General features: G+C 71.5%; 23 protein-coding genes and 2 pseudogenes. 13 read left to right on the top strand and 12 right to left on the bottom strand.

Features of this window, described 5'->3' with window-relative positions; translation table 11 throughout:
* Window positions 1-43: 43 nt before the first annotated feature.
* The 3 genes and pseudogenes from OG866_RS10825 (at window position 44) to OG866_RS10815 (ending at window position 2,255) form a co-directional block, all read left to right on the top strand.
* Window positions 44-1,275, top strand: a pseudogene (locus OG866_RS10825) (AAA family ATPase).
* The gene (locus OG866_RS10820) at window positions 1,272-1,598 is read left to right on the top strand and encodes a nucleotide pyrophosphohydrolase (RefSeq protein WP_329333723.1); all 327 of its coding nucleotides are present in this window, start codon (window positions 1,272-1,274) and stop codon (window positions 1,596-1,598) included. Before OG866_RS10825 ends, OG866_RS10820 begins: the two are co-directional and overlap by 4 nt.
* Window positions 1,599-1,784: 186 nt before the next feature.
* On the top strand, window positions 1,785-2,255 hold the full coding sequence (locus OG866_RS10815) for a DUF6099 family protein (RefSeq protein WP_329333721.1): 471 nt from the start codon (window positions 1,785-1,787) through the stop codon (window positions 2,253-2,255).
* Between the two features lie 19 nt (window positions 2,256-2,274).
* Here the strand turns inward: OG866_RS10815 and OG866_RS10810 are convergent, their stop codons facing one another.
* Window positions 2,275-2,439 (bottom strand): hypothetical protein, encoded by a 165-nt coding sequence (locus tag OG866_RS10810; RefSeq protein WP_329333720.1) that lies wholly within the window; start codon window positions 2,437-2,439, stop codon window positions 2,275-2,277.
* Window positions 2,440-2,676: 237 nt separating this feature from the next.
* On the opposite strand from OG866_RS10810, the gene OG866_RS10805 reads away from it, so the two are divergent.
* Complete coding sequence (locus tag OG866_RS10805) at window positions 2,677-3,600, top strand: LLM class F420-dependent oxidoreductase (protein ID WP_329333718.1); 924 nt, start codon at window positions 2,677-2,679, stop codon at window positions 3,598-3,600.
* A gap of 51 nt (window positions 3,601-3,651) precedes the next feature.
* Here the strand turns inward: OG866_RS10805 and OG866_RS10800 are convergent, their stop codons facing one another.
* Window positions 3,652-4,452, bottom strand: coding sequence for an SAM-dependent methyltransferase (locus tag OG866_RS10800; RefSeq protein WP_443063515.1), 801 nt, complete (start codon window positions 4,450-4,452; stop codon window positions 3,652-3,654).
* Between the two features lie 94 nt (window positions 4,453-4,546).
* Between OG866_RS10800 and OG866_RS10795 the strand changes: the two genes are divergently transcribed.
* Window positions 4,547-6,010 (top strand): 3' terminal RNA ribose 2'-O-methyltransferase Hen1, encoded by a 1,464-nt coding sequence (locus OG866_RS10795; protein ID WP_329333714.1) that lies wholly within the window; start codon window positions 4,547-4,549, stop codon window positions 6,008-6,010.
* A complete protein-coding gene (locus tag OG866_RS10790) occupies window positions 6,007-8,550 on the top strand; it encodes a polynucleotide kinase-phosphatase (protein ID WP_329333712.1) in 2,544 nt (847 codons plus the stop codon). Before OG866_RS10795 ends, OG866_RS10790 begins: the two co-directional genes overlap by 4 nt.
* A 26-nt stretch (window positions 8,551-8,576) precedes the next feature.
* On the opposite strand, the gene OG866_RS10785 is transcribed toward OG866_RS10790, so the two are convergent.
* Entirely contained in the window at window positions 8,577-9,467 is an 891-nt protein-coding gene (locus OG866_RS10785) for a hypothetical protein (protein WP_329333709.1), read from the bottom strand.
* Window positions 9,464-10,501 carry an SPFH domain-containing protein gene (locus OG866_RS10780; RefSeq protein ID WP_329333707.1) on the bottom strand — a complete coding sequence of 346 codons (1,038 nt, stop codon included), beginning with the start codon at window positions 10,499-10,501 and terminating at the stop codon, window positions 9,464-9,466. The genes OG866_RS10785 and OG866_RS10780 overlap by 4 nt, the downstream gene beginning before the upstream one ends.
* Window positions 10,502-10,621: 120 nt before the next feature.
* Between OG866_RS10780 and OG866_RS10775 the strand changes: the two genes are divergently transcribed.
* Both OG866_RS10775 and argF read left to right on the top strand, forming a co-directional pair.
* Window positions 10,622-11,845, top strand: a complete 1,224-nt coding sequence (locus OG866_RS10775) for an arginine deiminase (RefSeq protein ID WP_329333705.1) — start codon at window positions 10,622-10,624, stop codon at window positions 11,843-11,845.
* 97 nt (window positions 11,846-11,942) lie between these two features.
* Window positions 11,943-12,956 (top strand): ornithine carbamoyltransferase, encoded by a 1,014-nt coding sequence (gene argF / locus OG866_RS10770; protein ID WP_329333703.1) that lies wholly within the window; start codon window positions 11,943-11,945, stop codon window positions 12,954-12,956.
* A 33-nt stretch (window positions 12,957-12,989) separates the two neighbouring features.
* Here argF and OG866_RS10765 read toward each other — a convergent pair.
* Together OG866_RS10765 and OG866_RS10760 are read right to left on the bottom strand one after the other, a co-directional pair.
* Window positions 12,990-13,133: pseudogene (locus OG866_RS10765) on the bottom strand (ATP-binding protein); the annotation flags it as partial.
* A 54-nt stretch (window positions 13,134-13,187) separates the two neighbouring features.
* Entirely contained in the window at window positions 13,188-13,640 is a 453-nt protein-coding gene (locus OG866_RS10760) for an ATP-binding protein (protein ID WP_329333701.1), read from the bottom strand.
* Between the two features lie 285 nt (window positions 13,641-13,925).
* Here OG866_RS10760 and OG866_RS10755 point away from each other — a divergent pair, with 285 nt between their 5' ends.
* Window positions 13,926-14,753: an enoyl-CoA hydratase family protein gene (locus tag OG866_RS10755; protein ID WP_329333699.1), complete on the top strand. Its 828-nt coding sequence runs from the start codon at window positions 13,926-13,928 to the stop codon at window positions 14,751-14,753.
* A complete protein-coding gene (locus OG866_RS10750; protein WP_329333697.1) occupies window positions 14,738-17,095 on the top strand; it encodes a bifunctional salicylyl-CoA 5-hydroxylase/oxidoreductase in 2,358 nt (785 codons plus the stop codon). Before OG866_RS10755 ends, OG866_RS10750 begins: the two co-directional genes overlap by 16 nt.
* 21 nt (window positions 17,096-17,116) lie before the next feature.
* On the opposite strand, the gene OG866_RS10745 is transcribed toward OG866_RS10750, so the two are convergent.
* The 5 genes from OG866_RS10745 to OG866_RS10725 form a co-directional block, all read right to left on the bottom strand.
* Window positions 17,117-18,331, bottom strand: a complete 1,215-nt coding sequence (locus OG866_RS10745) for a sulfate adenylyltransferase subunit 1 (protein ID WP_329333695.1) — start codon at window positions 18,329-18,331, stop codon at window positions 17,117-17,119.
* Window positions 18,332-18,333: 2 nt separating this feature from the next.
* Window positions 18,334-19,236, bottom strand: a complete 903-nt coding sequence (cysD, locus tag OG866_RS10740) for a sulfate adenylyltransferase subunit CysD (protein WP_329333693.1) — start codon at window positions 19,234-19,236, stop codon at window positions 18,334-18,336.
* Window positions 19,233-19,796, bottom strand: a complete 564-nt coding sequence (gene cysC / locus OG866_RS10735; RefSeq protein WP_329333691.1) for an adenylyl-sulfate kinase — start codon at window positions 19,794-19,796, stop codon at window positions 19,233-19,235. The genes cysD and cysC overlap by 4 nt, the downstream gene beginning before the upstream one ends.
* Before the next feature lie 138 nt (window positions 19,797-19,934).
* Window positions 19,935-20,747 (bottom strand): PaaX family transcriptional regulator, encoded by an 813-nt coding sequence (locus OG866_RS10730; protein WP_329333690.1) that lies wholly within the window; start codon window positions 20,745-20,747, stop codon window positions 19,935-19,937.
* Between the two features lie 15 nt (window positions 20,748-20,762).
* A complete protein-coding gene (locus OG866_RS10725) occupies window positions 20,763-22,355 on the bottom strand; it encodes an AMP-binding protein (RefSeq protein ID WP_329333688.1) in 1,593 nt (530 codons plus the stop codon).
* Between the two features lie 137 nt (window positions 22,356-22,492).
* Here OG866_RS10725 and OG866_RS10720 point away from each other — a divergent pair, with 137 nt between their 5' ends.
* Window positions 22,493-23,635, top strand: coding sequence for an acyl-CoA dehydrogenase family protein (locus OG866_RS10720; RefSeq protein WP_329333686.1), 1,143 nt, complete (start codon window positions 22,493-22,495; stop codon window positions 23,633-23,635).
* Window positions 23,632-24,030, top strand: coding sequence for a RidA family protein (locus OG866_RS10715; RefSeq protein ID WP_329333684.1), 399 nt, complete (start codon window positions 23,632-23,634; stop codon window positions 24,028-24,030). The genes OG866_RS10720 and OG866_RS10715 overlap by 4 nt, the downstream gene beginning before the upstream one ends.
* 39 nt (window positions 24,031-24,069) lie before the next feature.
* Here the strand turns inward: OG866_RS10715 and OG866_RS10710 are convergent, their stop codons facing one another.
* Window positions 24,070-24,252, bottom strand: coding sequence for a DUF5999 family protein (locus OG866_RS10710; RefSeq protein WP_329333682.1), 183 nt, complete (start codon window positions 24,250-24,252; stop codon window positions 24,070-24,072).
* Window positions 24,253-24,489: 237 nt separating this feature from the next.
* Here OG866_RS10710 and OG866_RS10705 point away from each other — a divergent pair, with 237 nt between their 5' ends.
* Window positions 24,490-24,918, top strand: a complete 429-nt coding sequence (locus tag OG866_RS10705; RefSeq protein ID WP_329344032.1) for a DUF6299 family protein — start codon at window positions 24,490-24,492, stop codon at window positions 24,916-24,918.
* The last annotated feature ends 244 nt before the right edge of the window (window positions 24,919-25,162 follow it).

Below are 25,162 nucleotides of genomic sequence, written 5' to 3'. Positions count from 1 at the left end.
CGGAGGAACGGTTCGGCCGGTGGCGGAGTCCTACGGTCCGGATATGGCTGTGTCCTCAGCGTTGTCGACGTCGGCAGTCTCTGCCGAGCCCGTGGTGCCGTCGCAAGGGCGGCCCCGGGCCGCGGAGACCTCTTCGGTGCTTCCCGCACCCGGTGACCACCGCTCCCGCCGCCCCCACCTCACCGAGCTGCGGCTGTCCGCGTTCGCCTCCCACCGGGGCGCCGGGTTCCCGCTCGGGCCGCTCACCCTGTTCTCCGGGCCCAGCGGCTGCGGCAAGACGAGCGCGCTGCGGGCGTACGAAGCACTGGCCCGGCTCGGGGGCGGCGCCGAACTCGGGGAGGTGTTCGTCGATCCGCACGCGTGCGTGCCGGAGCGCGCCCGGCCCGATGCCCAGCGGCGGCGCGGCTTCCGGATCGGCTGCACGGCCGACGGACCCGAGGGTCCGATCCGGCTCGACGTCGCCGTACAGGCCGAGCCCGACCTGCGGATCGTGGGGGAGCGGCTGACGTCCGGCGGCCTCGTCCTGCTGGAGACGGCGCTGCGCGACCCCTCGCGTCGCGCCGTGCAGGCCGCCTGGCACACCGCCGGGGCCACGCCGGTGACCCGTGCTCCGCTGCCGGACGACCGGCTCGGTACCGCGCTGCTCCCGTTACGCGTGGCGGGCAAGACCGACGGACAGCGCCGGGTGCTCGCCGCCGCCGAACAGATGGTGGTCGCCCTGCGGTCGGTGTTCGCCTGCGATCCGCGCCCCGACCGGATGCGGCTGCCCGTCCCCGTCGGCTCCGGGCGGCTGCTCGGTGGCTGCGACAACCTCGCCGACGTGCTGGGGCGGACCCGCGCGGAATGCGGCCGACGGCACGCGCAGTTCGTCACGGCCGTGCGCGCCGGGTGTGCGGGGCCGGTGACGGACGTGCTGGCCGAGCCCCTCGGGGACGGGACGGTCCGGGCGGTGCTCGACCGCGGTGCCGGTCCGCGTACGGCGCTCGGGCGGCTGGGCGACGGCGAGCTGCGGTACATCGCGCTCGCCCTCGTGCTGTTCACCGGGCCCGGGGTGCTGGAGGTCGACCCGGCCGGTGAGGTGCCGGCGGCGATGCAGGCGCTGACGGTCCTCGCCGACGACATCGACCGCCGACTGGACCCGCGCCAACGCGGCGAACTGCTGCGGCTCGCGGCCCTGATGTGCGACCGGGGCACATCCGGTTGCTCGGTACGACCACCGACGCGTCCTGGGCCGCGGGGACGGACGGGATCACGGTGGTACACCTGGAGCCGTGACAGAGCATCTCGATGTGGCGGGGCTTCAGCGCAGGTTGGCCGAGTTCGCGGCAGCCCGGAACTGGCAGCCGTACCACACCCCCAAGAACCTGGTCGCCGCGCTCAGTGTGGAGGCCTCCGAACTGGTGGAGATCTTCCAGTGGTTGACGCCGGAGGAGTCGGCACGGGTCATGGACGACGCCGATTCCGCGCACCGGGTCACGGACGAGGTCGCCGATGTGCTCGCGTATCTGCTCCAGCTGTGCGAGGTGCTGGGGATCGACCCGCTGGCGGCGCTGGACGCGAAGATCGACCGCAATGAGCGGAGGTTTCCGGCGCCGTAGAACTCCCTTGACCGCGAGGAGCCGTGGGAGTCCGGGGAGCCGTACGATCCGTTTTCACTCTCCGCAGTCGAAATCCGGTCTGAAATCGATTCGTTGTCCGCAGATTTCCGCCTTCCTCTGGCTTTTCGTCCCGTGGACCCTCACTCTGGGTAGTGGACAACGGAGTTCGGGTGAACGGGGGCAGCCATGGACGCGGTGCGGCTCATCGTGACGAGCAGGCGGGCCCTCGCGGGGAGCGGCGACACGCCGCAGATCATGACCGAGGTCTGGCAGGCCCAAGCGCTGGCGCAGGCCATAGGAAGCAGACTCGCGGTCTACGGACCGCCCCAACTGCGGGGCGAGGCACTGGGGTTGACGGAGCTGGCGGGCCGGGGCTGCGGAGTCCTGGACCGCCCCCACCTCGACACCGCCGACCTGCGCGCCGCCCAGCTCACCGAACTCGGCGACGCCCGCCAGGCCCTCCTCTACCTCGGCGGCCTCCTCGGCGAGGTGGGCATCGCCCTGGTGGGCCTCGCCTGCGCGGCGGACGACGAGGGCACCTACTGGCAGTGCATGGAGGCCATCGACGCGGCGGACGAATCCAGGGACCGCGTCCGCGACATGCTGCGCAAGCTGGCGGAGAGCGATCCGGTGATACCGGAACGGGAGGCGGGGTGAGGGGAGTTGGGGCGGGGCCTTACTTGGCCTCGGTGTCCTTCGCCCCCCGTCCCGCCGACTGGAGGTCTGCGTCCAGGGCGGACAGGTCCGCGTTGAGGGCCGCCATCAGCTCCTCCATCTGCTGGAGCAAGCCCTTCGGTCGGCCGGCCTCGCCACCTTGCTGTGGGACGGATTCTTCGGACATGACGGCCTCCTCGGCCCAGGCCCCCACGGGAGGCCGACACCTTGACGCCCGGCGCTGACCGGCCGGCGCGGGCGCCGGTCGGTCCGGCTCCGCCCCAGCAACGATCATCACCTCCGCCGGGTCACTGGCCCGGGCAGCGCCCGTGTGCCGCGTTGACGGATTTTCACCCGACCGGGGCGGCGTGGGGCCGACGGGACCAGTGGGGTTGACCGGGGCCGGAGCGTGCAGGATGGAGGTATGGATCTTCGCATTTTCACCGAGCCCCAGCAGGGGGCGACCTACGACACCCTTCTCTCCGTTGCCAAGGCCACCGAGGATCTCGGCTTCGACGCCTTCTTCCGCAGCGATCACTACCTGAAGATGGGCTCGGGTGACGGCCTTCCCGGCCCCACCGACGCCTGGATCACCCTCGCCGGAATCGCCCGCGAGACGAAGCGCATCCGCCTCGGCACCCTGATGACCGCCGGCACCTTCCGGCTCCCCGGCGTCCTCGCCATCCAGGTCGCGCAGGTCGACCAGATGTCCGGCGGCCGGGTCGAACTCGGCCTCGGCGCGGGCTGGTTCGAGGAGGAGCACCAGGCGTACGGCATCCCCTTCCCGAAGGAGAAGTTCGGCCGCCTGGAGGAGCAGCTGGCCATCGTCACCGGCCTGTGGGAGACCGGGCTCGGCGACACCTTCGACTTCCACGGCACGTACTACGACCTGACCGGCTCCCCGGCCCTGCCCAAGCCCGCCCAGGCGAAGATCCCGGTCCTCGTCGGCGGCCACGGCCCGACCCGCACCCCCCGCCTCGCCGCGCAGTACGCCGACGAGTTCAACATGCCGTTCGCCTCCGTCGAGGACAGCGAGCGCCAGTTCGGCCGCGTCCGCGCCGCCGTCGAGGAAGCGGGCCGCGGGGCCGACAGCCTCGTCTACTCCAACGCCCTCGTCGTCTGCGTCGGCAAGGACGACCAGGAGGTCGCCCGCCGCGCCGCCGCGATCGGCCGCGAGGTGCCCGAGCTGAAGGCCAACGGCCTGGCGGGCTCCCCGAGCGAGGTCGTCGACAAGATCGGCCGGTACCAGGAGGTCGGCTCGCAGCGCCTCTATCTCCAGGTCCTCGACCTCGACGACCTGGAGCACCTGGAGCTCATCTCCTCGCAGGTGCAGTCCCAGCTGGGCTGAGTTGTCGTGGGGCCCTCCGGTGGACCAGGTCACCCACCGGACGGCCCCACGTCACGGCTTGCGGCCGATCCCCACATACAGCGGAATCTCCGTACCGCCCTGCCGTTCCCCGAGCTCGGGATGCCACTCGGCGGCCAGTACCACGCCGGGGTCGAGCAGTTCGAGGCCCTTGAAGAAGGCGGAGAACTCCGCGCGGGAGCGCACCTGGGCCGCGGTGCCGCCCTTGCGGTACACCTCCACCACCCGCTCCCAGGTCTCCGGATCGAAGTCGCCGGTCGCGTGGGAGAGCGTCACATAACTCCCGGGCGGCAGCGGTCGCAGCAGCCGGCGCACGATCATGCCCGGTGTGTCCTCGTCCCCCACCAGGTGCAGCAGCGCCACCAGCGACAGCGCGATCGGCTGGGTGAAGTCCAGCGTCTCCCGCGCGGCGGCGATGATCTTCCCCGGCTCCCTCACATCGCCCTGGACGTACGCCGTCCGCCCCTCCGGCGTGCTGTGCAGCAGCGCCTCGGCGTGGCGCAGGACGATCGGGTCGTTGTCCGCGTACACCACCCGGGCCTCGGGGGCGATCCCCTGGACGATCTGGTGGAGGTTCGGCCGGGTCGGGATGCCGGTGCCGATGTCGAGGAACTGGCGGACACCCCGCTCGGCGAGCAGCCGGGAAGCGCGGTGCATGAACGCGCGGTTGGTCCGCGCCATCGCGCTGACGGCGGGGAAGAGGGAGGTCACCTGCTCGGCCGCGGCCACGTCGACGGGGTAGTTGTCCTTGCCGCCGAGGAAGTAGTCGTACATACGCGCCGAGTGGGGCTTGCTCGTGTCCATGGGGTGAGCGCCCGATCCGGTGTCCGTCACGTGGGGCCTCCAGGCGAATAATTCCCGAGTGTTGCCGATGTCCGGTCTGTACGGTGTGCATATCAGCAGTTCAGACCCTACTTGAGGCCCGCCCGTGTTCCTTTCGATCACCACCACCGGCACCCTGGGACGCCCCGCCACCGACCTCGGCTACCTGCTCCACAAGCATCCCGGGAAGGCGCAGGCGTTCTCCACCTCCTACGGCAGGGCCCATGTCCTCTACCCCGAGGCGCGGCCCGAACGCTGCACGGCGGCCCTGCTGCTGGAGGTCGACGCGGTGGCGCTGGTCCGGAAGGGCAAGAGCAAGGGCCGCGGCGGCGCCCCCGACGCGGCGCTCGCGCAGTACGTCAACGACCGTCCCTACGCGGCCTCTTCGCTGCTCGCCGTGGCGCTCAGCGGTGTCTTCTCCAGCGCCATGCGCGGGGTGTGCAACGCCCGTCCCGAGCGGGCCGCGCAGCCGCTGCCGCTGCGCGTCGAGGTGCCCGCGCTGCCGGCCAGGGGCGGTCCGGGGCTCGTACGACAGCTCTTCGAACCGCTCGGCTGGGCGGTCACCGTCGAACCCGTCGCGCTGGACGCGCAGTTCCCCGAGTGGGGCGACTCGCGGTACGTGCGGCTCGAACTGGAGTCCAGTGCGCTGACCCTCGCGCAGGCGCTGCGGCATCTGTACGTCCTCCTCCCGGTCCTCGACGACGCCAAGCACTACTGGGTCTCCGAGGACGAGGTCGACAAGCTGCTGCGCGCCGGTGAGGGCTGGCTGTCCGAGCACCCGGAGCAGAAGCTCATCACCAGCCGCTATCTCTCGCGCCGCTGGTCGCTGACCCGGCAGGCCATGGAGCGGCTGGAACTGGTGCGCCTCGCCGAGGCCGACGACAGCGAGGTCGAGGAGATCGACAACGCCGTCGAGGCCGAGACCGAGGAGGAGACGAAGCCGACGCCGCTCGCCGTGCAGCGGCGGGACGCGATCATCACCGCGCTCCAGGCGTCCGGGGCCGCGCGCGTGCTCGACCTCGGGTGCGGACAGGGGCAGTTGGTGCAGGCGCTGCTCAAGGACCCGCGGTTCACCGAGATCGTGGGCGTCGATGTGTCGGTGCGCGCGCTCACCATCGCGTCCCGGCGGCTGAAGCTGGACCGCATGGGGGAGCGGCAGGCCTCGCGCGTCAGGCTCGTCCAGGGCTCCCTGGCCTACACCGACAAGCGGCTCAAGGGGTACGACGCCGCCGTGCTCAGCGAGGTCATCGAGCACCTCGACCTGCCCCGGCTGCCCGCCCTGGAGTACGCGGTGTTCGGCGCCGCGCGCCCGCGGACCGTCCTGGTGACGACCCCGAACGTCGAGTACAACGTCCGCTGGGAGTCCCTCCCGGCCGGCCATGTCCGGCACGGCGACCACCGCTTCGAGTGGACGCGGGAGGAGTTCCGGGCGTGGGCCGCGGCGGTGGCCGAACGGCACGGGTACGAGGTGGAGTTCGTGCCGGTGGGCCCGGACGACCCCGAGGTGGGTCCGCCCACCCAGATGGCTGTGTTCACCGTACGCAAGGAGAAGGAGGCGAAGGCCGCATGACCGAGACCCAGACCCAGGGACGGGTCCTGCCCGTCACCGACCTCTCCCTCGTCGTCCTCGTCGGCGCCTCCGGCTCCGGCAAGTCGACCTTCGCCCGCAGGAACTTCAAGCCCACCGAGGTGATCTCCTCCGACTTCTGCCGGGGTCTGGTCTCCGACGACGAGAACGACCAGAGCGCGACGAAGGACGCCTTCGACGTGCTCCACTACATCGCCGGCAAGCGGCTCGCCGCCGGTCGCCGTACGGTCGTGGACGCCACCAGCGTGCAGTCGGACGCCCGGAAGCAGCTGATCGCCCTGGCCAAGCAGCACGACGTGCTGCCCATCGCCATCGTGCTGGACGTGCCGGAGGAGGTGTGCGCCGAGCGCAACGCGGGCCGCACCGACCGGGCGGACATGCCGGTGCGGGTCATCAAGCGGCACATCCGCGAACTCCGGCGCTCCCTGCGTCACTTGGAGCGCGAGGGCTTCCGCAAGGTGCACGTCCTGCGCGGTGTCGAGGAGGTCGAGCACGCCGGCGTCGTCACCGAGAAGCGGTTCAACGACCTGACCCACCTCACCGGCCCCTTCGACATCGTCGGCGACATCCACGGCTGCGCCGGCGAACTGGAGTCGCTGCTCGGCAAGTTGGGCTATGCCGACGGTGTGCACCCGCAGGGCCGTACCGCGGTCTTCGTCGGTGACCTCGTCGACCGCGGCCCGGACAGCCCGGGTGTGCTGCGCCGTGTGATGTCGATGGTGAAGTCGGGCAACGCCCTGTGCGTGCCCGGCAACCACGAGAACAAGTACGGGCGTTACCTGAAGGGCCGCAACGTCCAGCACACCCACGGCCTCGCCGAGACCATCGGCCAGATGGAGACCGAGTCGGACGAGTTCCGGGCCGAGGTACGGGAGTTCATCGACGGCCTCGTCAGCCACTACGTCCTCGACGGCGGCCGGCTGGTGGTCTGCCACGCCGGTCTGCCGGAGAAGTACCACGGCCGCACCTCCGGCCGGGTCCGCTCGCACGCCCTCTACGGCGACACCACCGGCGAGACCGACGAGTTCGGGCTGCCGGTGCGCTACCCGTGGGCGGAGGACTACCGGGGCCGGGCCGCGGTGGTCTACGGCCACACCCCGGTCCCGGAGGCCACCTGGCTCAACAACACCATCTGCCTGGACACCGGCGCCGTCTTCGGCGGCAAGCTCACCGCGCTGCGCTGGCCGGAGCGCGAGCTGGTCGACGTACCGGCGGAGCGGGTCTGGTACGAGCCGACGAAGCCGCTGAAGTCGGAGGCGCCCGGCGGGCACGACGGGCGGCCGCTGGACCTGGCGGACGTGCACGGACGGCGGGTCGTGGAGACCCGGCACCAGGGACGGGTCGCGATCCGCGAGGAGAACGCGGCGGCGGCCCTGGAGGTCATGAGCCGGTTCGCGGTGGACCCGCGGCTGCTCCCGTACCTCCCGCCGACCATGGCCCCGACGGCGACCTCGCGGGCCGACGGTTACCTGGAGCACCCGGCCGAGGCGTTCGCGCAGTACGCGGCGGACGGGGTCGCGCGCGTCGTGTGCGAGGAGAAGCACATGGGGTCGCGGGCGGTGGCGCTGGTGTGCCGGGACGCGGAGGCGGCACGCAAGCGCTTCGGCGTGGACGGCCCGACGGGCTCGCTGTACACCCGCACCGGCCGTCCGTTCTTCGACGACGAGTCGGTGACGGAGGAGATCCTCGGGCGGGTGCGCGCGGCGCTCGACGAGGCCGGGCTGTGGGCCGAACTCGACACCGACTGGCTGCTGTTGGACGCCGAGCTGATGCCGTGGTCGCTGAAGGCGTCGGGGCTGCTGCGCTCGCAGTACGCCGCGGTCGGCGCCGCGTCCGGGGCGGTGTTCCCGGGTGCGCTGGCCGCGCTGGAAGGGGCGGCGGCGCGGGGCGTCGAGGTCGGTGAACTCCTTGACCGGCAGCGCGCGAGGGCCTCGGACGCGGCCGCGTTCACGGAGGCGTACCGCCGCTACTGCTGGACCACGGACGGCCTGGAAGGCGTCCGCCTGGCGCCGTTCCAGATCCTGGCGGTCCAGGGCCGCAGCCTGACGGGCCTGCCGCACGACGAGCAACTCGCCCTCCTCGACCGGCTGGTGGAGCACGACGGCACGGGCCTGCTCCAGACCACCCGACGCCTGTACGTAGACACGGCCGACCTCGAGTCGGTCCGGGCGGGCGTCGACTGGTGGCTGGAGATGACCGGCCGCGGCGGCGAGGGCATGGTCGTCAAGCCGCTGGGCGCGGTGGTGCGCAGCGGCGAGGGGCGGCTGGTGCAGCCCGGCATCAAGTGCCGGGGCCGTGAGTACCTGCGGATCATCTACGGCCCGGAGTACACGCGGCCGGAGAACCTCGCCCGTCTGCGGGGACGCTTCCTGAACCACAAGCGCTCGCTCGCGATCCGCGAGTACGCGCTCGGTCTGGAGGCGCTCGACCGGCTGGCCGAGGGCGAGCCGCTGTGGCGGGTGCACGAGGCGGTCTTCGGGGTGCTGGCCCTGGAGTCGGAGCCGGTGGACCCGCGCCTGTGACGTGACCGGGCCCCTCGGGGGCCCGGTCACCCCACCAGCCGCAGCCGCTCCCGGCACACCCCCACCCGTACCGACTGCCCCCACGTCAGCTCCAGCGCGTCGCCCTCCATCCCGTCCCCGAACGCGATCAGCCGCTCGGACTCGACCGTGAGCCGGAGGCGGGCGGAGGCCGTCAGCTCGCCCGCCACCAGGGACGTACCGGTGGCGGGCGAGGGCCATGCCTCGCGTACGAACCACAGCAGGCGTTCCTCCGTGGGTCCCGGGAGTCGCTGCTCCGCGCCCCGCTCCCGCCACACCGACCGCAGCCAGCCGGTCGCGCCCGTCCCGGTGCCCACCAGCACCCCGGAGGAGGCCTGGGCCTCGACGACACCCCCGTCGTCGTCGAGGCCCAGGCGGTAGCGGGCGGTCTGGTGACCGGGGGCGCCCAGATAGATCTCGTTGAGGGCGAGCAGCCGCTGGGTGTCGTCGGCCACGGCCTCCACCATCGTCAGCTCGTCGACCTCCCGGTCCGCGACCGGCAGCAGCCGGGCCGCCTCCGACGGCCGGTGCCGTACCAGCACACCGGGGTTGCGGCCGGGGTCGGTGTCCACGCCCAGCACCGGCTGCCCGGCGAGGTACTTGGCGACGTTGGCGACCAGGCCGTCCTGGCCGACCACGACCACGACGTCCTCCGGCGCGAACAGGAAACGGTCCAGATCCCGCCGCTCCACCCGGCTCTGCCGCCAGGTCAGCGGGATCGCCGCCGTCACCTCCGCCAACGCGGCGCGGGTCCGGCGGTGGCGGTCCGCCAGTTCCTCGATGTCCCGGCCGCGGGAGGAGAGGAAGAACGCGGCCTGGCCGTGGGTGCCGTGGTGGGCCACCAACTCCTCGTACTCCGTGGTGCGGTGGACCAGCACGACCCTCGGGGCGAGGCTCACGCGGGGTCCCGTGTGCTCAGTTTGGCCAGCAGGCCGGTGAGGACGTCGGGGGAGAGGGTGACGCTGTCGATCCTCGGCAGGTTCTCCGCCAGCCGGGTCCCGGTGAGCGCGTGCAGGACCGCCACGTCCACGTCGGTGTGCACCTGGAGCCACGCAGCCTGCGCCTGAGCCTTCGCCTCGCCCACCGCACGCGCGCCCTCGGCCTCGGCGTGGGCCAGCTTCACCGACCGCGCGGCCTCCGCCTCCGCGAGCTTCACCGAGCGGGCCGCCTCCGCCCCGGCCCGTACCGCGTCCGCCGCCGCGTGTTCCTCGGCCTCGCGGCGGGCGTTCGTGCCGCGCTGCTCGACCAACTGCTCCTCACGCCGGGCGAGTTCGATCTGGCTGGCCAGTTCGTTCTCGGCGATCGTCCGTTCCCGCTCGACCGCCACCGCCCGCCGTTCGTACGTCGCCCGGTCGGCCTCCTGCTGGATCTGCTCACGGGCGGGGGTGCGCAGGGCCCGCTCCACCTCCGGCTCGGGGCGCAGGGCCACCACGCGCACCGCCACCACCTCGATGCCGGTGGCAGGCAGCCGTGGCTCGGCGGCCAGGCCCGCCGCGACCCGCTCCCGTACCGCCGTCACCCCGTCCACCAGCGCCGCCGACAGCGACGTACGGGCGAGGACGTCCAGCGCGTGCTGCTGTGCCGTCTCCGTCAGCAGGGTGCCGAGCTGTTCCAACGGGGTGCCGCGCCAGGCGCCCGTGTCCGGGTCGACCGAGAAGTCCAGGCGGCCGGCGGCGAGGGCCGGGTCGCTGATCCGGTAGGTCACTGTCGCCTGCACCGTCACGTCCTGGAAGTCGGACGTACGGGCGTGGAAGGTCATCGCCAACTCCCGGTCGTCGACCGGCACTTCGGAGAGCGCGGCGGTCAGCGCACGGAACCAGAAGCTCAGTCCGGGCCCGTCGTGCAGCAGCTTTCCGCCGCGGTGGTGCCGGATGTGCGCGGTCGGTGCGCCACGGAGATGGCGCCAGCCCAGGCGCCGGGTGATGTCGGCCACGAGAGCCCCCCTTGTCGTCTGGACGACGATAAACCGGGGTCGTGTTTATCGTCAAGAAGACGAGAAAGGGAAGTGGTCAAGCGGGGGGTGAATACGGTCGCCGGTGGTCAGGATGGAGGCATGGGATTCCATGTCGACTCCGAGGCCGGGCGGCTGCGCCGCGTCATCCTGCACCGGCCGGATCTCGAGCTCAAAAGGCTCACCCCCAGCAACAAGGACGCCCTCCTCTTCGACGACGTGCTCTGGGTGCGCCGGGCGCGCGCCGAGCACGACGGGTTCGCGGACGTGCTCCGCGACCGGGGCGTCACCGTCCACCTGTTCGGCGACCTGCTCATCGAGGCCCTGGCGACCCCGGCGGCCCGCACGCTCGTCCTGGACCGGGTCTTCGACGAGAAGGAGTACGGCGTCCTCGCCACCGACCATCTCCGCGCCGCCTTCGAGACCCTCCCCGCGCCCGAGCTGGCCGAGGCGCTGGTCGGCGGCATGACCAAGCGGGAGTTCCTCGACGCGCACGAGGAGCCGGTCTCCGTCCGCTTCCATGTCATGGACCTGGACGACTTCCTGCTCGCCCCCCTGCCCAACCACCTCTTCACCCGTGACACCTCCGCCTGGATCTATGACGGTGTCTCCGTCAACGCCATGCGCTGGCCGGCCCGGCAGCGCGAGACGGTCCACTTCGAGGCGATCTACCGGCACCACCCGCTCTTCCGCGACGAGACGTTCCGCATCTGGAGCGAGGGCCAGGCCGACTACCCCTCCACCATCGAGGGCGGGGACGTCCTGGTCATCGGCAACGGCGCCGTCCTCATCGGCATGAGCGAGCGCACCACCCCGCAGGCCGTCGAGATGCTCGCGCACAAGCTGTTCGCGGCCGGTTCGGCGCAGACGATCGTGGCCCTCGACATGCCCAAGCGGCGTGCCTTCATGCATCTCGACACCGTGATGACCATGGTCGACGGCGACACCTTCACCCAGTACGCCGGGCTCGGCATGCTCCGCTCGTACACCATCGAACCGGGCGTCGGCGACAAGGAGTTGAAGGTCACCGACCATCCGCCGGAGCACATGCACCGCGCGATCGCCGCCGCGCTCGGGCTGAACGAGATCCGGGTGCTGACCGCCACACAGGACGTGCACGCGGCCGAGCGGGAGCAGTGGGACGACGGCTGCAACGTGCTGGCCGTCGAACCGGGCGTGGTCGTCGCCTATGAACGCAACGCCACCACCAACACCCACCTCCGCAAGCAGGGCATCGAGGTCATCGAGATCCCGGGCAGCGAGCTGGGGCGGGGGAGGGGTGGGCCGCGCTGTATGAGCTGTCCGGTCGAACGGTCGGCCGTATAACGGTCAGCCGTATAGTCACACAAGGAGCTGTATATAAATGCTGGGCGTCGTATAGACTTCCAGGAGTTCGTGTCCCCCCGTATCTCTGGAGCGCCCCATGGCGATCGTCCCCACTGCCCTCGCCGGGCGTCACTTCCTCAAGGAGCTCGACTTCACCCAGGAGGAGTTCCTCGGGCTGGTCGAGCTGGCCGCGGAGCTGAAGGCCGCGAAGAAGGCCGGGACCGAGACGCGGTACCTCCAGGGCAAGAACATCGCGCTGATCTTCGAGAAGACCTCGACGCGCACCCGCTGCGCGTTCGAGGTCGCCGCCGCCGACCAGGGCGCCTCCACGACCTACCTCGACCCCTCGGGCTCGCAGATCGGCCACAAGGAGTCCGTACGGGACACCGCGCGTGTGCTCGGCCGGATGTTCGACGGCATCGAGTACCGCGGGGACAGCCAGCGGAAGGTCGAGGAGCTGGCCGCGTACGCCGGTGTCCCCGTCTACAACGGTCTCACCGACGACTGGCACCCCACCCAGATGCTCGCCGACGTGCTGACGATGACCGAGCACAGCGGCAAGGACCTGGTCAACGACGGTTTCGTCTTCGCCTACCTCGGCGACGCCCGCTTCAACATGGGCAACTCCTACCTGATCACCGGCGCCCTGCTCGGCATGGACGTCCGGATCGTCGCCCCGAAGTCCTACTGGCCCGACCAGGACGTCGTGGAGCGGGCGCGTCAGCTCGCCGTGGACAGCGGGGCGGCCATCACGCTCACCGAGTCCGTCGAGGAGGGCGTGCGCGGCGCCGATTTCGTCGCCACCGACGTCTGGGTCTCCATGGGCGAGCCCAAGACGGTCTGGGACGACCGGATCGCCGCGCTGAAGCCGTACGCCGTCACGATGGACGTGCTGCGCGCCACCGGCAACCCGGACGTGAAGTTCCTGCACTGCCTGCCGGCCTTCCACGACCTGGGCACCAAGGTCGGGCAGGACATCTTCGACAGCCATGGCCTGGACTCTCTCGAGGTGACCGACGAGGTGTTCGAGTCCGCGCACTCGGTCGTCTTCGACGAGGCGGAGAACCGGCTGCACACCATCAAGGCGATCCTGGTGGCGACGCTGGCCTGAACGGGCCCTGTGCCTGCGGTCAGGCCGCGCGCGTCACGCCGGACGCCACTGCGGCGGGACCACCGGCAGCCTGAACCACACCGCCTTGCCGGACTCGGTGGGGCGGTGCCCGCAGGACGAGCTGAGGGCGCGGATCAGCAGCAGGCCACGCCCGTGCTCCTGCCAGGGGTCGGGCTCCCCGTGGCGACGCTGGCCTGAACGGGCCCTGTGCCTGCGGTCAGGCCGCGCGCGTCACGCCGGACGCCACTGCGGCGGGACCACCGGCAGCCTGAACCACACTGCCTTGCCGGACTCGGTGGGGCGGTGCCCGCAGGATGAGCTGAGGGCGCGGATCAGCAGCAGGCCACGCCCGTGCTCCTGCCAGGGGTCGGGCTCCCCGCCGCGCGGGCGGGTGAGATCACCCGGCGGCGCCGGGTCCGGGTCGTGCACCTCCACCTGGCAGCCGCTCGGCAGCAGCTCCACGACCAGCTCTATCGGGGAGTCCCCGGCGGTGTGCTCGACGGCGTTCGCGACCAGCTCGGCCGTCAGCAGTTCAGCGGTGTCACAGTCGGCCCCGTGCTCCAGATCGGCGAGCGCCGTCCGCACCAGGGCACGCGCCACGGGCACCGCAGCGGCGGAGTGCGGCAGCGCGATGCGCCAGGAGGCGGAGGCTGAGGGGCGTTCTTGCAAGGCGGTTCCGTTCATGAGCAGGCTGTCCTGCTTTCAACCTTATGAATGGTACGGCGCCGCCCGGCAGAGGCGTCCGACGGGCACCGTGCGGGACCTTCGACCCCGCTACCGGGCGGCTTACCCCCGACAACGCCCCGCCTCGCACGGCTGCTCCCGCCGTTACGGCGCTGTCGACGACTCGTGACGGACGGGACGTGTTCAGGTCAGAGCGGATCGCTCTATTGCGCACTCGTGACGACAGTCAAAGATGAGTGATAACTTCGAAGGACAGAGCGCACCTCACCTGGGGAGGCCGCACGCATGAGTCCCTTCACCGGCTCCGCCGCCCGAACCGCTCATTGGGAGCATCTACGGGTGGACCTCACCGCGGGCGTCGCCACCGTCACACTCGCCCGCCCCGACAAACTCAACGCGCTCACCTTCGGCGCCTACGCCGACCTGCGCGACCTCCTCGCCGAGCTCTCCCGGGAGCGCTCGGTACGGGCCCTCGTCCTGGCCGGTGAGGGGCGCGGCTTCTGCTCCGGCGGTGACGTCGACGAGATCATCGGCGCGACCCTGTCGATGGACACGGCCGAGCTGCTCGACTTCAACCGGATGACGGGGCAGGTCGTGCGGGCCGTACGGGAGTGCCCGTTCCCGGTGATCGCAGCGGTGCACGGCGTGGCGGCCGGGGCGGGGGCGGTCCTCGCCCTCGCCGCGGACTTCCGGGTGGCCGACCCCACGGCCCGGTTCGCCTTCCTGTTCACGCGGGTGGGCCTGTCCGGCGGCGACATGGGCGCGGCGTACCTGCTCCCGCGGGTGGTCGGCCTCGGCCACGCGACCCGCCTGCTGATGCTGGGCGAGCCGGTGAGGGCCCCGGAAGCGGAACGCATCGGCCTGATCAGCGAGCTCACGGACGAGGGCGCGGTGGACGAGGCAGCCCAGTCCCTGGCCCGCCGCCTGGCAGACGGCCCCGCCCTGGCCTACGCCCAGACAAAGGCCCTGCTCACAGCGGAGCTGGACATGCCCCTGGCGGCGTCGGTGGAACTGGACGCGTCAACCCAGGCGCTGCTGATGAACGGCGAGGACTACGCGGAGTTCCACAAGGCCTTCAAGGAAAAGCGCCCTCCAAAATGGCAGGGACGGTAACGGTGACCCCCTCAGGGGCGCGGGGAACTGCGCGACCAGCCACAGACGGTCTGCGGTCGCCCTCCTCGCTCAGCCACCCCCCACGAATCGCGATCATCGGCGGCGGCCCCGGTGGCCTTTACTCCGCCGCCCTGCTCAAACGCCTCGACCCGGCCCGCGAAGTCACCGTCTGGGAACGCAACGCCCCCGACGACACCTTCGGCTTCGGAGTGGTCCTCTCCGACGAAACCCTCGGCGGCATAGAACACGCCGACCCCGTGGTCTACGAGGCCCTCCAACAGGACTTCATCCGCTGGGACGACATCGACATCGTCCACCGAGGAACCCGCCACACCTCCGGAGGACACGGGTTCGCAGCCCTGGGCCGCAAACGCCTCCTGGAGATCCTCCACGCCCGCTGCCGCGACCTGGGCGTCGACCTCCGCTTCCGCACCGAGGCCCCACCCGACCTCGCCGACACACACGACCTCGTCATCGCCGCCGACGGAGTCAACAGCACCACCCGCGAGACGTACCGGCAAGCCTTCCGCCCTCACCTCACCACCCACCGCTGCCGCTACATCTGGCTCGCCGCCGACTTCGCCTTCGACGCCTTCCGCTTCGAGATCGCCGAGACCGAACACGGCGTGATGCAACTGCACGGCTACCCCTACGCGTCCGACGCCTCCACCGTGATCGTCGAGATGCGCGAAGAGGTGTGGCAGGCGGCCGGCTTCGCGGAGCTCGACCCCCAGGAGTCCCTCGACCGCTGCGCCAAGATCTTCACGGACGCACTCGGCGGCCGGCCCCTGCGCTCCAACAACTCGGCCTGGACCACCTTCCGCACGGTCGTCAACGAGCACTGGTCCCACGGCACCACCGTGCTGCTCGGCGACGCCGCCCACACCGCCCACTTCTCCATCGGCTCCGGCACCAAGCTCGCCGTCGAGGACGCCCTCGCCCTCGCCGCCTGTCTGGAGGAGCAACCGGACCTGCCCACGGCACTCCAGGCATACGAGGACGAACGCAAACCCGTCGTGGCCTCCACCCAGCGTGCGGCCCGCGCCAGCCTGGAGTGGTTCGAGAACCTCGGCCGCTATCTCGACCAGCCGCCCCACCAGTTCGCGTTCAACCTCCTCACCCGCAGCCGCCGCGTCACCCACGACAACCTGCGCCTGCGGGACGCCCACTTCACCGGCGCGGTGGAGCGCGAGTTCGGCTGCCCGCCCGGTACGCCCCCGATGTTCACCCCCTTCCGGCTGCGCGGACTGACCCTGCGCAACCGGGTCGTGGTGTCGCCCATGGACATGTACTCCGCCACCGACGGTCTCCCCGGCGACTTCCACCTCGTCCACCTGGGCGCGCGGGCGCTCGGCGGGGCGGCGCTGGTGATGACCGAGATGGTGTGCGTGAGCGAGGAGGGACGGATCACCCCCGGCTGCACCGGCCTCTACAACGGCAAGCAGGCCGAGGCGTGGAAGCGGATCACCGACTTCGTGCACTCCCAGGCGCCCGGCACCGCGATCGGCGTGCAGCTGGGCCACGCCGGCCGCAAGGGCTCGACCCAGCTGATGTGGGAGGGCATGGACGAGCCGCTGCCCGACGGCAACTGGCCCCTCGTGGCCGCGTCCCCGCTCCCGTACAAGCCCGGCAACCAGACCCCGCGCCAGCTCAGTCGCGCCCAACTCACCGACATCCGTGAGCAGTTCACGGCCGCCGCCTGGCGGGCCGCCCGCGCCGGCTTCGACCTCCTCGAACTCCACTGCGCGCACGGATACTTGCTCTCGGGCTTCCTCTCCCCGCTCACCAACCGGCGCACCGACGCCTACGGCGGCACGCTCGCCGAGCGCCTCCGCTTCCCCCTGGAGGTCTTCGACGCCATCAGGGGCGTCTGGCCGGAGGAACGGCCCATGACCGTCCGGATCTCCGCCACCGACTGGGCCGACGGCGGCACCTCGGCCGAGGACGCCGTCGAGATCGCCCGCGCCTTCGCCGCGCACGGCGCCGACGCGATCGACGTGTCGACCGGCCAGGTCGTGGCCGAGGAGCGGCCGGAGTTCGGGCGGTCGTACCAGACGCCCTTCGCGGACCGCATCCGCCACGAGACCGGCATCCCGGTGATCGCGGTCGGCGCGATCTCCTCCTGGGACGACGTCAACTCCCTGATCCTGGCCGGGCGCACCGACCTGTGCGCCCTGGCCCGCCCTCACCTCTACGACCCGCACTGGACCCTGCACGCCGCCGCCGAGCAGGGATACGACGGACCTGGCGTCGTCTGGCCGGCCCCGTACCGGGCGGGCAGCCGGCGCCCGCAGACCGGACGCACGGACGCCCCCAAGCCCCGGCTGACGCTGGGGACTTAAGGGCGTTCCCGTGAAGGGGGATCAGGAAAGCTCGACCATTCCGGCCGTCAGTGTCGCCCCGTCCGCCGGGTCGACCAGGATGAACGCGCCGGTGCGCCGGGAGACCGCGTAGTCGTCCAGGGCCAGCGGCTCGGCGGTGCGCAGCACCACGCGGCCCAGGTCGTTCGCGTTCAACTCGGCTGCCTCGCCCAGGTCCTGGACGATCGCCTTGACGGTCCGCGTGGTGTGCCGGACCAGGACGCGGTCGCCGACCCGCAGCGGACGGTCGGCCAGATGGCAGACGGCCGCCCGGACGTCCCGGGTGAGCGTCGGCACATCGACCCCGACCGTGATCATGTCGCCGCGCGACACGTCCCGCTGGTCGGCGAGGCGCACCCCGACGGACTGCGGCGCGTACGCCACCTCCGCCGGGACGCCGAGCACATCGATGCCGGCGATCTCGGAGGTCTCGCCGGACGGGTGGACGGTGACCCGGTCGCCGACGCGCAGCGCGCCCGACGCCAACTGGCCCGCGTAGTGGCGGACTTCGCCGTCCCAGATGACGTACTGGACGGGGAAGCGGGCGGGCGCGTCCGTGGCCTCGACGCCGACGGACACGTTCTCCAGGAACTCCAGGAGCGCCGGACCCTCGTACCAGTCCATGTGTGTCGAACGGTCCACCACGTTGTCACCGACGAGCGCGGAGACCGGGACCGGTGTGAAGGAGGGCAGCCCCAACTCGGCGGCGTGACCGGCGAAGTCCTCGACGATCCGCTGGAAGTCCTTCTCCTCGTATCCGACCAGGTCCATCTTGTTGACGGCGAGGACCACGTGCGGGACGCGCAGCAGTGCGGCGATGGCCGCGTGGCGGAGGGTCTGCTCGACCACGCCGTTGCGGGCGTCGACCAGGATGATCGTCAGTTCGGCGGTGGAGGCGCCGGTGACCATGTTGCGGGTGTACTGCACATGGCCGGGGGTGTCGGCGAGGATGAACCGGCGCTTGGCGGTGGCGAAGTAGCGGTAGGCCACGTCGATGGTGATGCCCTGCTCGCGCTCGGCGCGCAGGCCGTCCGTGAGGAGTGCGAGGTCGGGGCCTTCCTGGCCGCGTGACGCGGAGGCGCGTTCCACGGCCTCCAGCTGGTCGGTGAGGACCGACTTGGAGTCGTGCAGCAGTCGGCCGACGAGGGTGGACTTGCCGTCGTCGACGGAACCGGCGGTGGCGAACCGAAGCGTGTCAACGGTCGTGTTGACGGTCATGTCTAGAAATACCCTTCGCGCTTGCGGTCTTCCATCGCGGCCTCGGACATCTTGTCGTCGGCGCGGGTCGCGCCGCGCTCGGTGAGCCGGGACGCGGCGATCTCGGCGATCACCTTCTCGATGGTGTCGGCGTCGGAGTCCACCGCGCCGGTGCAGGACATGTCGCCGACCGTGCGATAGCGGACCTGCCGCTTCTCGACGGTCTCGTCGGCCTTGGGTCCGCCCCACTCACCGGCGGTCAGCCACATCCCGCCGCGCCGGAAGACCTCACGCTGGTGGGCGTAGTAGATCTCAGGGAGTTCGATCTGCTCCCGGGCGATGTACTGCCAGACGTCCAGCTCGGTCCAGTTGGACAGCGGGAACACGCGGACGTGTTCGCCGGGAGCGTGCCGTCCGTTGTAGAGGTTCCACAGCTCGGGGCGCTGCCGTCGCGGGTCCCACTGCGAGAACTCGTCGCGCAGCGAGAAGACGCGTTCCTTGGCCCGGGCCTTCTCCTCGTCCCGGCGGCCACCGCCGAAGACCGCGTCGAACTTCTCCGCCTGGATCTTCTCCGTCAGCGGCAGGGTCTGGAGCGGGTTACGGGTCCCGTCGGGACGTTCGCGCAGCACACCGCGGTCGATGTAGTCCTGTACGGAGGCCACATGGAGGCGCAGACCGTGCCGGCCCACGGTCCGGTCGCGGTACTCAAGGACCTCGGGGAAGTTGTGCCCGGTGTCCACGTGCAGCAGCGTGAAGGGGACCGCCGCCGGGGCGAACGCCTTCAGCGCCAGATGCAGCATGACGATGGAGTCCTTGCCGCCGGAGAAGAGGATCACCGGCCGCTCGAACTCGCCCGCCACCTCACGGAAGATGTGCACGGCCTCCGATTCGAGGGCGTCCAGATGGGACAGGCTGAAGCCGCTCACACGAGCCCCCGCTCCGCCAGTACGGCGTACACCGCGTCGGCCGACTGCTGCGGGGTCTGCGACTGGGTCTCCAGGACCAGCGCCGCGTTAACCGGCGTCTCGTAGGGGTCGTCGATGCCGGTCAGCCCCGACAGCTCGCCCGCGGCCTGTCTGGCGTACAGGCCCTTCACGTCCCGCTCGCTGCACACCTCGACCGGAGTGGCGACATGCACCTCGATGTACGGCGTGCCGCTCGCCTCGTGCCGTTTGCGGACCGCCTCGCGACTGTCGGCGTAGGGCGCGATGACCGGGACCACGGACAGGACGCCGTTGCGGGCCAGGACCTCGGAGACCAGGCCGATGCGCTGCACGTTGGTGTTGCGGTCCTCGCGGGAGAAGCCGAGGCCCGCGGAGAGGAAGCGGCGTATCTCGTCGCCGTCGAGGACCTCCACGCGATGTCCCTCGGCCCTCAGCCGCTCACCGAGGTGCCGGGCGATCGTGGTCTTGCCCGCGCTCGGCAGCCCCGTGAGCCAGACGGTGGCTCCCTGAGCCGGACGACAGGCCCTTGCCGTGGTGGTCATGCGCAACAGTCCTCTTCACTTACCTATAGACGACCCGAGGGACGGTAGGTAAGAAACTTGAGAAGAGGGACAGAGGAACCTGAGGGTTCCCTTAGCGACCTGTGTTGTGTGTGAGGTCACACGGGAGCGGCCAGGGCATCACACGCCGACGAACGCCGCCCCGGCGTCCCGCAATCGCGCGTGGAGTCCCCGGAACACCGCCGCCGAGCGGCTGCCCGGCCAGTCCTCGGGGAGCAGCCGGGCGGGCAGGCCGGGGTCGGTGTAGGGCAGGTGGCGCCAGGAGTCCAGGGCGAGGAGATAGTCCCGGTAGGCCTCCTCGGGCGGGGTGTCCTCGCGGGCCTCCCAGGCGTCCAGCACGCGCGCGTGGCGGTCGAGGAACGCCTCGTGCTCCTTGGCGATGGCCGCCAGGTCCCACCAGCGGGCGACCGCGTCGGCGGTGGCGGCGAAGCCGAGGTGGTCGCCGCGGAAGAAGTCGACGTACGGATCGAGGCGCAGCCGCTCCAGGGTGTGCCGGGCCTCCTCGTACAGCCGTGCGGGCGCGAGCCACACACCCGGTGCCGCGGTCCCGAATCCCAGCCCGGCCAGCCGCGAGCGCAGCACGTGCCGCTTCTGCCGCTCCGACTCCGGGACGGAGAACACGGCGAGCACCCAGCCCTCGTCCTCGGGCGGCGCGACGGCGTAGATGCGCCGGTCGCCGTCCTCCAGCAACTGACGGGCGTCGGGGGAGAGTTCGTACCCCGCCGCGCCCTGTGCGGTACGGGCCGGCACGAGCAGTCCGCGGCGTTTGAGCCGGGACACGGAGGATCTGACGGAGGGCGCGTCCACGCCGACCGCGGCGAGCAGCCGGATCAGCTCGGCGACCGGTACCGGGCCGGGCACGAAGCGGCCGTAGGCGCCGTAGAGCGTGACGATGAGAGACCGTGGTGCATGCTGGTCGGACACGTTGATCATCTTAGGTCGTCGGTATCACTGCTGGTCACCCTCGGTACGCAGTCTGAACCGCTGGAGTTTGCCGGTCGCGGTGCGCGGCAGCGCGTCCAGGAAGACGATCTCGCGCGGACACTTGTACGGCGCCAGCTCCGACTTCAGATACGCCCGCAGCGCCTCGGCATCCCGCTCGGCGCCCTCCTTGACGACGGCGTACGCCACCACGATCTGCCCGCGCGCCTCGTCGGACCGCCCGACGACCGCGGCCTCCACCACGTCCGGGTGCCGCAGCAGCGCGTCCTCGACCTCCGGGCCCGCGATGTTGTACCCGGCCGAGATGATCATGTCGTCCGCGCGGGCCACGTACCGGAAGTAGCCGTCGCTCTCGCGGACGTAGGTGTCACCGGTGATGTTCCAGCCGAAGCGGACGTACTCGGCCTGCCGCGGATCGGCGAGATAGCGGCACCCGACCGGCCCCCGCACGGCGAGCAGCCCCGGCTCCCCGTCGGGCCGGTCCCGGCCCTCCTCGTCGACCACGCGCGCGTGCCAGCCGGGTACCGGCACCCCGGTCGTCCCCGGCCGGATCCGCTCGTCGGCGGCGGAGACGAAGATGTGCAGCAGCTCGGTCGCGCCGATGCCGTTGATGATCCGCAGCCCGGTCCGCTCGTGCCACGCCTGCCAGGTGGCGGCGGGCAGGTTCTCGCCGGCGGAGACACAGCGGCGCAGCGAGGAGGTGTCGTAGGCGTCCAGCTCGTCGAGCATCGCGCGGTACGCCGTCGGCGCGGTGAACAGCACCGACACCCGGTGCTCGGCGATCGCGGGCAACAGCTGTCTGGGACCGGCCTGTTCGAGGAGGAGGGCGCTCGCGCCCGCCCGCATCGGGAAGACGACCAGGCCGCCGAGCCCGAAGGTGAATCCGAGCGGGGGACTGCCGGTGAAGACGTCGTCCGCGTGGGGTCGCAGCACATGCTTCGAGAAGGTGTCGGCTATCGCGAGCACGTCCCGGTGGAAGTGCATGCACCCCTTGGGGCGGCCGGTGGTGCCGGAGGTGAAGGCGATCAGCGCCACGTCGTCGGCCGCGGTCGCCACGGCCGGGTACGGGGCGTCCGGCGCCGTACGGTGCAGCAGGTCGTCGGGGGCGTCACCGCCGTAGGTCGTGATCCGCAGCCCCGGTATCTCGGCCTTGGCGAGGTCGTCCACGGCGCGGATGTCGCACAGGGCGTGGCTGATCCGCGCGATCTCGCACATCGTGGCCAGCTCGTGCGGCCGCTGCTGCGCCAGGACCGTCACGGCGACCGCCCCCGCCTTCAGCACGGCCAGCCAGCAGGCCGCGAGCCACGGTGTGGTGGGGCCCCGCAGGAGGACGCGGTTGCCGGGTACGACGCCGAGGTCGCCGGTGAGCAGATGGGCGAGGCGGTCGACGCGGGCGCGCAGGGTGCCGTACGTCCAGCTGTCGCCGGACGGGGTGTGGAACACCGGGTGGTCGTCGGGAGGGCCGGTCAGCAGCTCGGCGGCACAGTTCAGCCGATCGGGGTACCGCAGCTCGGGGAGTTCGAACAGAAGCTCGGGCCACTGGTCGGGGGGCGGGAGATGGTCGCGCGCGAAGGTGTCGACGTGCGCCGAGACGTTCATGGCGGTTCGCCCCCTTGCCTGGTGGCCTGCCTTGTGGGCGTCGTGGGTGGGCTCGCTGAAGGAGCGTATCGCGTTGGTGACGACAGTCAATGGGACGCGATATCGTCGAGAGGTCCAGTGGAGAGAGGGGACCGGCAATGCCCGCATTCTCGCTCGATCCGGTACAGACCGCCTGGTGTGCGGAGCTGCGGGCGACGGCGGCGGAACGGCTGCGCCCGCTCGCCGAGAAGGGCGAGCCGGGGCACGTCAACCGCCCCCTGGTCGCCGCACTCGGCCGCCTCGGTCTGCTGGAGCGCCTGTTCCGCTGCGGCGCCCTCGACCTGTGCCTGATGCGGGAGTCCCTCGCCTACGCGTGCACCGAGGCGGAGACGGCCCTCGCCCTGCAAGGCCTCGGCGCCCACCCGGTCCACGCGCACGGCACCCCGGCCCAGCGGGCCCGCTGGCTGCCACGGGTGAGCGAGGGGAGCGTGGTGGCGGCGTTCGCGCTCAGCGAGCCGGGCGCCGGGTCGGACGCGGCGGCGCTCGCCCTGTCCGCCGAGCCCGACGGCCCCGACCGCTGGCGCCTCACCGGTGAGAAGTGCTGGATCTCCAACGCCCCCGAGGCCGACTTCTACACCGTCTTCGCCCGGACCGGCGGCTCGGCGGGCGCCCGCGGCGTGACCGCCTTCCTGGTCCCCGCCGACCGCCCGGGCCTCACCGGCGCCGCCCTCGACATGCTCTCCCCGCACCCCATCGGCACCCTCGCCTTCGACGCCGTACCCGTCACCGCGGACGACGTGCTCGGCGAGGTGGACCGGGGCTTTCGGGTCGCCATGGGCACGCTGAACCTCTTCCGGCCCAGCGTCGGCGCGTTCGCGGTGGGCATGGCCCAGGCGGCCCTGGACGCGACCCTCGCCCACACCGCCCAACGGGACGCGTTCGGCGGCAAGTTGAAGGACCTCCAGTCGGTCGCCCACGAGGTCGCCGAACTCGCCCTGCGCACCGACGCGGCCCGCCTCATGGTGTACGCGGCGGCGACGGCGTACGACGAGGGCGCCCCGGACGTCCCCAAGCGCGCGGCGATGGCGAAACTGCTCGCCACCGAGACCGCGCAGCATGTCGTCGACAAGGCCGTCCAGCTGCACGGCGCGCGGGCACTGCGGCGCGGGCATCTGCTGGAGCACCTGTACCGGGAGGTGCGGGCGCCACGGATCTACGAGGGGGCGAGCGAGGTGCAACGGGGCATCATCGCGAAGGAGTTGTACAAGGAGCTCCACTCGGCGAGGGAGGCGTCCCAGTGAGCACCGAGCGCATCAACCCGCCCGAGCTGTCTCCGGCGACCGGCTTCTCGCACGCGGTGGTGGCGACGGGGTCGCGGATGGTGTTCCTGGCGGGGCAGACGGCGCTGGACGCGGAGGGGAACGTGGTGGGGGAGACGCTCCCCGAGCAGTTCGAGCTGGCTCTCACCAACCTGTTCTCGGCTCTGCGAGCAGCGGGCGGCACCCCTGCCGACCTGGCCCGGGTCACGGTCTACGTCACGGATGTCGCCGAGTACCGGGAGAGGGCACCGGAACTCGGCCGTATTTGGCGGAAGTTGGCCGGGAGGGACTACCCGGCGATGGCGGTGGTGGAGGTGGTCCGGCTCTGGGACGAGCAGGCGTTGGTAGAACTAGACGGCTTCGCTGTAACGCCCTAAAGGGGCGCGGGGAACTGCGCGCTCAGCCCCCACCGGCGCTCAAGCCGCAATAGCCAGCTCAGCCGCCACCCGATGAGGCGCAACGACACGCCCGTCCGCCAGCAACTCACCCGAGTCGTCAAACACGATCGACCCGTCACACAGCAAGCTCCACCCCTGCTCAGGATGCGCAGCAACAACGTGGGCGTCGGAGGCAGAGCACGAAGGCTGACGAGAACACATGACGCACCTCCACATCGGGAGGACGATCCGTACGGGCCGTCCCTATGGACAGACCATGCTCCTGCCGCGAACTCATCGGAACAGCCGGACGCCAACCGTGACAACACGCGGACAACACCCGGACCGACCCACGAAGACCGCTGCGGACTCGCCACCGAAGGAGTGACGATCACGCCCCTCGACGCGCCCGACCGGTACCAGTGGAGTCCCGTACTCCACCCCACCCGGGAGACCGTCATGTTCCTGCGCCCCGCCCTCGCCGCCGCCACGCTGCTCCTGCTGGCCGCCGCCCCCGTCGCCACCGCCGTCGCGGCCGACCCCTTCGAGAGCGTGACCGTCGACCCGACCGGCACCCTCGCCGAGGACGGCACCGTCACCCTCTCCGGCACCTACCGCTGCCTCGGCAACACCGGCCCGGCCTTCGTGAGTTCCTCCGTGGGACAGCGGTCGCCGTCCGTCCGCCACGGCATCGGCGGCACCCGTGCCGTGTGCGACGGTGCCGAGCACCGCTGGGAGAACACCGGCAAGGTCGACGCCGGCGCCCTGAAGCCCGGGGCGGCGCACGTCGAGGCGACCGTGATGGAGCTGGACCCGCGGGGCGGGCTGCCGCTGCCCCGGTTCCACGCGGCGCAGCAGCAGGACGTCACGTTGACGCCCGGGGGCTGACCTCCAGCCAGGTGGTAGCGGCGGCAGGTCGGTGAGCGACCCGGCGGTGAGCCGCTGGAGCCCGGCCCGGTGTTGGGGTGGGTGAACAGGGCCGCCGCTGTCCAGATACGTCAGCGCGGTCAGCGCGAGCTGACGGTGGAAGCCGTCCGCCGCGTCGAGGCCCGCCGGCATCCGCCGGCTCACCAGGGCGCCGAGGAGCGGCTGTTCGGCCAGGGCGATCTCGGCGGCGAGGTCGGCGAAGTCG

This window comes from Streptomyces sp. NBC_00663, from assembly GCF_036226885.1.
Classification (GTDB): domain Bacteria; phylum Actinomycetota; class Actinomycetes; order Streptomycetales; family Streptomycetaceae; genus Streptomyces.
This window is presented reverse-complemented; position numbering and strand designations above follow the sequence as displayed.